The 8,753-nt window shown below is 37.3% G+C and carries 5 protein-coding genes, 8 tRNA genes, 1 rRNA gene and 1 pseudogene; 1 reads left to right on the forward strand and 14 read right to left on the reverse strand.

Annotation, left to right across the window (positions count from 1 at the left end; all coding sequences use genetic code 11):
• Positions 1 to 29: 29 nt before the first annotated feature.
• The 5 genes from gor to ACYSNW_RS07165 all read right to left on the reverse strand — a co-directional run bounded on the left by gor (position 30) and on the right by ACYSNW_RS07165 (position 6,940).
• Positions 30 to 1,382, reverse strand: coding sequence for a glutathione-disulfide reductase (gene gor / locus ACYSNW_RS07145; protein WP_461743798.1), 1,353 nt, complete (start codon positions 1,380 to 1,382; stop codon positions 30 to 32).
• A gap of 88 nt (positions 1,383 to 1,470) precedes the next feature.
• Positions 1,471 to 2,712, reverse strand: coding sequence for a peptidase U32 family protein (locus ACYSNW_RS07150; protein WP_461743799.1), 1,242 nt, complete (start codon positions 2,710 to 2,712; stop codon positions 1,471 to 1,473).
• Between the two features lie 12 nt (positions 2,713 to 2,724).
• Positions 2,725 to 3,645 carry a peptidase U32 family protein gene (locus tag ACYSNW_RS07155; RefSeq protein ID WP_461743800.1) on the reverse strand — a complete coding sequence of 307 codons (921 nt, stop codon included), beginning with the start codon at positions 3,643 to 3,645 and terminating at the stop codon, positions 2,725 to 2,727.
• Between the two features lie 330 nt (positions 3,646 to 3,975).
• Positions 3,976 to 6,468 carry an ATP-dependent Clp protease ATP-binding subunit gene (locus ACYSNW_RS07160; protein WP_461743801.1) on the reverse strand — a complete coding sequence of 831 codons (2,493 nt, stop codon included), beginning with the start codon at positions 6,466 to 6,468 and terminating at the stop codon, positions 3,976 to 3,978.
• A gap of 4 nt (positions 6,469 to 6,472) precedes the next feature.
• Positions 6,473 to 6,940 carry a CtsR family transcriptional regulator gene (locus ACYSNW_RS07165; protein WP_461743802.1) on the reverse strand — a complete coding sequence of 156 codons (468 nt, stop codon included), beginning with the start codon at positions 6,938 to 6,940 and terminating at the stop codon, positions 6,473 to 6,475.
• A gap of 371 nt (positions 6,941 to 7,311) precedes the next feature.
• Between ACYSNW_RS07165 and ACYSNW_RS07170 the strand changes: the two are divergent.
• A pseudogene (locus ACYSNW_RS07170) lies at positions 7,312 to 7,680 on the forward strand (transposase); the annotation flags it as partial.
• A gap of 112 nt (positions 7,681 to 7,792) precedes the next feature.
• Here ACYSNW_RS07170 and ACYSNW_RS07175 read toward each other — a convergent pair.
• The 9 genes from ACYSNW_RS07175 to rrf all read right to left on the reverse strand — a co-directional run bounded on the left by ACYSNW_RS07175 (position 7,793) and on the right by rrf (position 8,745).
• Positions 7,793 to 7,866 (reverse strand) — tRNA-Pro (locus tag ACYSNW_RS07175).
• Between the two features lie 90 nt (positions 7,867 to 7,956).
• Positions 7,957 to 8,030 (reverse strand) — tRNA-Arg (locus ACYSNW_RS07180).
• 76 nt (positions 8,031 to 8,106) lie between these two features.
• A tRNA-Leu gene (locus tag ACYSNW_RS07185) sits at positions 8,107 to 8,192 on the reverse strand.
• 12 nt (positions 8,193 to 8,204) lie between these two features.
• Positions 8,205 to 8,276: transfer RNA gene (locus ACYSNW_RS07190), tRNA-Gly, on the reverse strand.
• Positions 8,277 to 8,286: 10 nt separating this feature from the next.
• Positions 8,287 to 8,359: transfer RNA gene (locus ACYSNW_RS07195), tRNA-Thr, on the reverse strand.
• A 9-nt stretch (positions 8,360 to 8,368) separates the two neighbouring features.
• A tRNA-Leu gene (locus tag ACYSNW_RS07200) sits at positions 8,369 to 8,450 on the reverse strand.
• 13 nt (positions 8,451 to 8,463) lie between these two features.
• Positions 8,464 to 8,536, reverse strand: a tRNA-Lys gene (locus tag ACYSNW_RS07205).
• Positions 8,537 to 8,542: 6 nt separating this feature from the next.
• A tRNA-Val gene (locus ACYSNW_RS07210) sits at positions 8,543 to 8,615 on the reverse strand.
• 14 nt (positions 8,616 to 8,629) lie between these two features.
• A 5S ribosomal RNA gene (rrf, locus tag ACYSNW_RS07215) occupies positions 8,630 to 8,745 on the reverse strand.
• Positions 8,746 to 8,753: the final 8 nt, after the last annotated feature.

An 8,753-nucleotide genomic window follows, 5' to 3' on the forward strand; every position in this document is an offset into this window, starting at 1 on the left:
AGGCTTATTTTTTTATAAATCTCAACTAATTATCTCATTGTCACAAATTCTTCTGAACCTGTTGGATGAATTGCCACCGTTTGATCAAAATCTTTCTTTGTCGCGCCCATTTTTACCGCTACTGCAAATCCTTGAAGCATTTCATCTACGCCAAGACCAATTGCATGCAAACCGACAATTTTTTCTTCTTCTCCTACACAAACTAGTTTCATATCACATTTTTGGCGATACTCATCTAAAGCAAAGTACATTGGAGTAAACGTCGAACGATAAATTTTAAGTGTTTCTTTGCCATATTTTTCAATTGCTTCTTCTTCAGACAAGCCCACTGTGGCAATCGGAGGATGCGTGAAAACTACCGTTGGAATCGTGTCGTAATCAAGATGCTCCTGGCTTTTTCCATTAAATAAGCGTTCGGATAATCTTCTACCCGCTTCGATAGCCACTGGTGTTAAATCAATTTTACCAATCACATCACCCACAGAATAAATCCCTTTTTGCGTTGTATTTTGAAATTTATCTACTTTGATGTATCCATGCTCACTTAACTCTACTGAAGTATTTTCTAAGCCAAGTTTCTCAGTATTTGGTTGACGACCAGCACCAAAAATAATACAATCAGCCGTAATTTTAGTTCCATTATCAAACGTAATGACTAATTCATCTGAAGCCAGTTTTTCAATGGATTGTGGAACTGAATTTGGATGTAGCTGCATTCCATCTTGTTGATAATGTTCCATTACTTTTTCAGCTAATAATGAATCAAAAGAACGCAAAGGACGCTCTTTTCTAAATGCCCAGTGTGTTTCAGCTCCGAGTCCATTAACTGTTCCAGCTAATTCAGCGGCAATATATCCTGCTCCAACTAAAACAACACGCTTTGGTAGCTCTTCTAAAGCAAAAAAGCCATTAGAATCGATTGCATACTCTTCACCAGAAATACCTAATTTTTTCGGTCTCCCACCTGTTGCAATCAAGATATGAGGAGCCGTATATGTATTAGAACCAGCTTTGACTGTTTGTTTATCGACAAAGGTTGCATACTCTGAGACTACATCTACTCGATTACTGCTTAAGCCTCGATGATAAGCTTCATGCAAAAAATCGATATAAGCTTCACGATTTTGAACTAATTTCTTGAAATCAAAAGATTTTATTTCTACGTCAAAACCATATCCTTTAGCATCTCGCGTCATCATTTCCATCAAAGCACTCGCTTGCCACATTACTTTTTTCGGTACACAACCAACATTTACACACGTTCCGCCGATTGCTCCACCTTCTAACAATAGAACTTTCGCCCCATGCATTCCAGCACGATTAGCGGATGCGATTCCACCACTACCGCCACCGATAACAATATAATCATATTGCTCTACCATATCCATCCTCCTTCATCAAAATCAACGTTTAACTATTAATTCTAATAAAATAATCAGTACATTTTTCTGATAAACTTTAGCTTTCTTTCTATTTCTTTTTACGAATCATATCGCCGACATGAACCTCTTGTAAAACAGGCATAGTTAAAATCATCATTGGATTCGGTGCTCGGTCGATTGACTCACCCTCTTCATTATACATCACTTCGACTGTTTGATAGAAATGATTGAATCCTGGTCCATAAAATTCAATTTCATCGCCAACACTAAAATGGTTTCTTTGACGAATAGTCGCTACTTTTGTTTCTGAATCATAAGCCATTACTTCACCGATAAATTTGTACTCAGGGATTTTACGACGAGCACCAAATAATTGTTCCTTATCAGAAGGCGTCGCATAATAAAAACCACTAGATAACTCTCGTTGCGCTACCTTCCATAATTCATCAATCCATTCTTGCTTACACTCATAATTTTCAGGATCTTCCATATACGTATCGACCGCTTTTTTGTACACATTTGCTACAGTCGAAACATAGTGGATTGATTTCATGCGTCCCTCTATTTTAAAACTATCGACACCATTTTCAATCAACTCAGGAATATGTTCAATCATCGCCATATCAACTGCACTCATTGAAAATTCTTCTTCGACTTCCCCTTTATCTGTCAAACTGGTTCGCTCGCCACCAAAAGGCATATCATAAAGTTCATATTTCCAACGACAAGATTGAGAACAACCACCACGATTCGCATCTCTCATTGACATATGGTTTGACAATGTACATCTACCCGAATAAGAAATACACATTGCACCATGAATAAAAGCTTCAATTTCTACATCCGTATTTTTACGAATTTCAGCCACTTCTTCCATCGAAACTTCCCTTGCTAATACCACACGCTCTAATCCTTCATTTTTCCAGAATTCTAACGTTTCATAATTAGTCGCAGAAGCTTGAGTTGATAAATGGATTGGTAACCCTGGTGCCTCTGTCGCACAAATCTCAATCAAAGCAGGGTCAGAAACGATTACAGCTGAAATTCCGATATCACGCAATTCACGGAAAAATTCTCCTGCACCTTCTTGATTTCCCTCATGAGTGACCATATTTGCTGCAACATAAACTTTTGCATCATGTTCTCTTGCAAACTCAATTCCTTCAATCATCTGGTCTTTCGTAAAATTTCCAGCACGACTACGTAATCCATAGGCATTTCCACCAATATAAACAGCATCTGCACCATAATGGATGGCTGTTTTTAATTTTTCTAGCGTCCCTGCTGGTGCTAAGACCTCAGGACGCTTCAATGTTCGCTCGTTTGTCATTTCTATTACTCCTTATTTTATATCATCTGGTTCCAAATCAAAAAAGCCTTTATCCAAACCTCGATTAGCTGGATGTAATTGTTCAATTTGGTTTGCTAGTTCTTTACTTTTTTCTGGTGTCCAACTGCCAGTTACTATTTGTTCTTTCGCTTCAACAAAAAGTCGTGCGACAGATACAAAATTTTTACCTGGAGCATAGATTCCATCCAATTTCCATTTTTTATATTCATTCTCATATAAGTCATTTAACTCTTCGATCAATAATACATCATTATCTGCAAAAATATGGGTTCCATGACTATCTTCATAGATGGAATAGTGTGTCTCTTCCTTTTTAGGTTCAGAAATAAATAATCCTCGCTCTTTAGAAACAGATTCCTCATTTTTTGTGTAGTTATAGTAATTTTGTAATAAAGGTCGCTTGGACTGGTGAATACAAGTAGCGCCATAGACTAATACTTCTGCTGGGACTACTAAGTTTTCAGCAATAGCAACCATTTCCTTAAACGGAACCTCTCGAGCCAAAACAGCACCTGAAGCCCCACGTTTTGCCCAAAAATTAATTTGACGGGAACTGGTCACTAACGTTTCACCATCATAAATATAAGGAATCGTAATTTTTTCACGTTGCATCACAAAAACAACTCCTGGATCACCTACTGTTAATTGATCCACAGCCATTTCCTGTAGAAAAGCTAAATATTCAGGTATCTTTTTCATTTTATTTGGATGCATAATACCATTCAAGGCTACAATCACTTTTTTTCCTGCAGCATGTGCCATATTGATAATTTCACGTTGTTCTTCTCTTGTGAATGAATTAGGTAAACGCAGCCCAAATTCTTCTTCTCCTATGTATAATGTATCTACTCCGATTGCTAACAAAGCTTCTGCTTGTGCTACAGACTCTGCCGTTGCAATTAGTTCAATCATTTCTTTGCCCCCTCTTAACAACTGTTTCATGGTAACACAATTTCACAAAGTTTCCAATAGAATTTCCTGTTTCTTCAATAGGAATTTCCCTTTTTTGCGCTTATTCTCCTGATTTTATCAACACTTTACTCATTCTAAAACAGACTATCACAAATAAATAACTAGCTTGTTTTTTGTGAATTCTTACTTAATTTAGGTAAAAAATGGATTCCTTTTAAACAAGCGTACATTCACAAAAATTTGAAAAGCAATTTCTGTGAATGTACGCTTGTTCTTTAATATAAAATAGTCAGTATTATCAATACTTAAATCTTTTACAATTCAAAATAGTTAAACCATTTGTAACGATTTTTCTGTTTCAGGTGATTTGACTGTCAATGTTATCTTTCCTTTACTAGCACCAATCGTCACCTTATCTCCTAAATGAACTTGTCCTGATAATAAAGCTTCACTCAATCGATCTTCCACTTCTTTTTGCAACGCTCTACGGATAGGTCTAGCACCATATTCTGGATCAAATCCAACCTTACCGATTACTTCATTAGCAGCTGGAGTGATTTTTAATAATACATCTTGCTCTTTCAAACGTTCAATAATCGACTTACTCATAATTTTTACAATCTCTTGAATTTCTTCTTGATCTAATGAACGGAAGACAACTGTCTCATCCACGCGATTTAAAAATTCTGGTCGGAAAGCTTTTTTCAATTCTTCCAAAATACGTTTTTGCATCGCATTATAATCCTTAGATACATCCGTCACATTAAAACCAACATTTTTCTCTTCGCGAATAGCTGTTGCACCAATATTCGACGTCATAATCAAAATCGTATTTCTGAAATCGACTTTACGCCCCTTAGAATCAGTCAAATGTCCATCATCCAAAACTTGTAAAAGAATGTTGAACACATCAGGATGCGCTTTTTCAACTTCATCTAGTAAAATCACTGAATAAGGTTTTTGGCGAATTTTTTCTGTTAATTGACCGCCTTCATCATAACCGACATAGCCAGGAGGTGAACCAATCAATCGACTTGTAGTATATTTCTCCATAAATTCAGACATGTCCACACGTACAAGCGCATCTTCACTGCCAAACATGGTTTCAGCTAATGCTTTAGCCAATTCTGTTTTCCCTACACCAGTTGGTCCTAAGAACATAAATGAACCAATTGGTCTATTTGGATCCTTTAGACCACTTCTTGCTCGACGGATTGCTCTAGAAACAGCCTTGACTGCATCATCTTGTCCGACAACTCGTTGATGAAGAATCGATTCTAACTCTAGTAAACGATCACTTTCCTTTTTCTCTAATTGTTGTAAAGGAACCCCCGTCCATTGTGAAACAACGCCAGCCACATCTTCTTCAGTCACTTTATTTGCATAACCAGAAGCTTCTTTTTCTTCAACTAATAAAATAGCTTCTAACTTATTAACCAATTTCTTTTCTTTTTGTCTTAAACGAGCGGCACTTTCAAACGATTGATCTTGAATCGCTTGTTCCTTTTCTTCCACTAATTCAGAAATTTCTAAACGTAAATCATTAATCTTAGATGGTTCATCAGCTAAATCTAAACGAACTTTTGCGGCTGATTCATCCATTAAATCAATTGCTTTGTCTGGTAATTGACGAGAATTGATATACCGAACAGATAATTGAACGGCTGCATGCAATGCATCATCTGTAATTTCTACGCCATGGTGTTTTTCATAGCGAGAACGTAAGCCTTTCAGAATTTCTTCCGCTTCTTCTGGTGTTGGTTCATCCACTTGTACACGAGCAAAGCGCCGTTCTAAAGCTGAATCTTTTTCAATATATTTTTGATACTCATCTAAAGTAGTAGCACCGATTGTTTGTAACTCTCCTCTAGCCAGAGCTGGTTTTAAAATATTCGAAGCATCTATTGCACCTTCTGCTCCCCCAGCACCAATCAAGGTATGAAGCTCATCTATAAATAAAATAACTTGTCCATCTTGATAGATTTCATCAATCACCTTTTTCAATCGGTCTTCAAATTCTCCGCGATATTTTGTCCCAGCAACTAAAGCGCCCATATCAAGCATCATCAAACGTTTCTCCAACATATCTTCCGGTACTTCACCATGAACAATTTTTTGTGCCAATCCTTCCGCTATAGCCGTTTTACCTACACCAGGTTCTCCAACTAAGACAGGATTATTTTTCGTACGACGACTTAAAATTTGAATCAAGCGACGGACTTCTTTCGAACGACCAACAACCGGATCTAAATTGTTTTCTCTTGCTAACTTCGTTAAATCACGCGCTAAAGAATCGAGAGTCGGAGTTCCCTTGACTGCATTTTTTTGTGTTTGATTATTTCTACGACGACCATTCATCCCACTAGCTAATTGTGGATCTGTGACGCCCATTTTTTTCATTAACAATTGGCGCATTTTAGATAAACTTAAACCAAGGTTTAACAAAATACGAGAAGCCAAAATGTCTTCGTCTCTTAGTAAACCGAGTAAAATATGTTCCGTTCCGATTTTTGAAGCACCTAAACGTTTTGCTTCATCACCTGCATAAGCAAATATTTGCTTCGCTCTAGGAGAATATGGCAAGTAAGCACCTTTAGGATAACTTTTCACGGTTCCATATCCTGTCAAATGCTCAATTTCTTCGCGAATATCATTTTTATCTGTATTCAGTTGACGTAATGTTTTCCCAGCAATGCCATTGGGTTCCAGTACTAATGCTAACAGTAAATGTTCTGAACCAACAGATTGATGTTTAAAATATTTCGCTTCTTCTTGTGCAATAGCTAGAACTGCTTTGGCACTTTCTGTAAATAATTCATCCATATTCTCATTCCTCCTCATAACTCAAACGTTCTAGAAACGAGTGCATTAATTGCGCTCGTAAATATTCTTCGTTTGCTTCAATTTTAGTTAAAGTTTGTTTAGCAAGTGCAGAAAGAATAATATTTCCTTCTTTTTTTGTAACAACACCTTCTTCATATAACTTTTGAACAAAAATCAAAGCATCTTTTTCAGACAACGAATTTCCAATAAGTTGTTGAATTTGTTTCAATAAATGATGGCTATCAGAAATTTGTACTTTAGCAATCCGAATATAACCGCCACCGCCACGTTTACTTTCCACAGAATAGCCTCTTTGTATAGTAAAACGAGTATTTATTACATAATTGATTTGGGAAGGAACACAATTAAATAAACTAGCCATTTCTGCTCTACGAATTTCAATCTTGTTACTTTCTTCCAAAATTTTCTTTAGATAGGCTTCAATTAAGTCTGAAGTATTTTGATTACTCATGATATTCACCTTTTCCTTGACTATTACTGACCATAATTATACAGAAGTTTGATGCGTAAATAAAGAAGAATGCTTGATTAAATATAAAAAATAAAAAAGAGTTAATTAATCAAATATCATTTAATAAGTATCAAGGATATGAACTAAAGCTCTTACATTTTAAAAATTATGCGTATATAGTAGCTCTCTAAAAAATGGCTCTATAATTTATGGGACTGATGAATCAGAAATGATTCTTCAGCCCCATTTTTCATTTTAAGTATAAAAAAACATATCGTTCTCATGTATGATTAATTTACCACAAAAAAACAAACAGAGAGGACGATATGTCTATGTCAGATGATATCAAAAAAATGCTAAGAATTACAGATAAATATCCTTACTTAACTGAAGCTATGATGATTGATCGCTTAGTAGACTACTCTAAACCTTTAAAAGAAGCCTACGGTAGCTTTCACGACTTGACTGATGCGTTTAGAACGAAAAATCCTGATGAATTTTTTGCATTACTTAACGAGCTTCCAGCTACTTTAGATGAGGAGTTTCGAAAGAAACTACAGACCCTTTTTAAGTTTGAAGAAGGGATTCGAAATGCCATGATTTATCCGTACTCTAACGGTAAAATAGAAGCAAAAAATACACATATTAAAACCCTTAAGCGCATTTCTTATGGATTTAAATCATTTGAGAACATGAAAATACGAATTTTTCTGATCAACGGTTTAATTAAGGTAACATAACAAAAAAATCAGAATGAAAGAGTCACTCCTCCATTCTGATTTTTAATTAATCTTGCTTATCAGTCCTATTTGACAAAGAGCCAAAAAAAGAAGCATCACTGCTTCTTCAAAATCGGGAAGACAGGATTCGAACCTGCGACCCCTTGGTCCCAAACCAAGTGCTCTACCAAGCTGAGCTACTTCCCGTAATAAACATTACATTTACAATAAAAAAAGACCAATCGCCAAAAGAAAACATCCACAACATCTTTTAGTCGAAGTCAATATCTCTAACTATGCACCCAAAGGGAGTCGAACCCCTAACCTTTTGATTCGTAGTCAAACACTCTATCCAGTTGAGCTATGGGTGCTACATATATAAAAACAACAATTGAAAAACAATTATTGAAACATTTCAACAACAACTTTCGCTGTGTTTTCATGCTATGCCGAGGACCGGAATCGAACCGGTACGGTGATCACTCACCGCAGGATTTTAAGTCCTGTGCGTCTGCCAGTTCCGCCACCCCGGCGTTGAATGGCTAAGCGGAAAACGGGGTTCGAACCCGCGACCCCCACCTTGGCAAGGTGGTGCTCTACCACTGAGCTATTTCCGCGTTGCTTAGATGCCGGCTAAAGGACTTGAACCCTCGACCCTCTGATTACAAATCAGATGCTCTACCAACTGAGCTAAGCCGGCTTATCAAAATGCGGGTGAAGGGACTTGAACCCCCACGCCGTAAGGCGCTAGATCCTAAATCTAGTGCGTCTGCCAATTCCGCCACACCCGCAAAAATATTTCTATGAGCCGTGCAGGGTTCGAACCTGCGACCCTCTGATTAAAAGTCAGATGCTCTACCAACTGAGCTAACGGCTCAAAAAATGGAGGTTAACGGGTTCGAACCGCTGACCCCCTGCTTGTAAGGCAGGTGCTCTCCCAGCTGAGCTAAACCTCCAGACAACACATTTAGCGTGGCGACGTCCTACTCTCACAAAGGGAAACCCTTCACTACAATCGGCGCTAAGAAGCTTAACTTCTGTGTTCGGCATGGGAACAGGTGTATCCTTCTCGCTATCGCCACCACACTGGGTGT

The sequence above is a fragment of the Enterococcus sp. LJL99 genome, assembly GCF_054871725.1.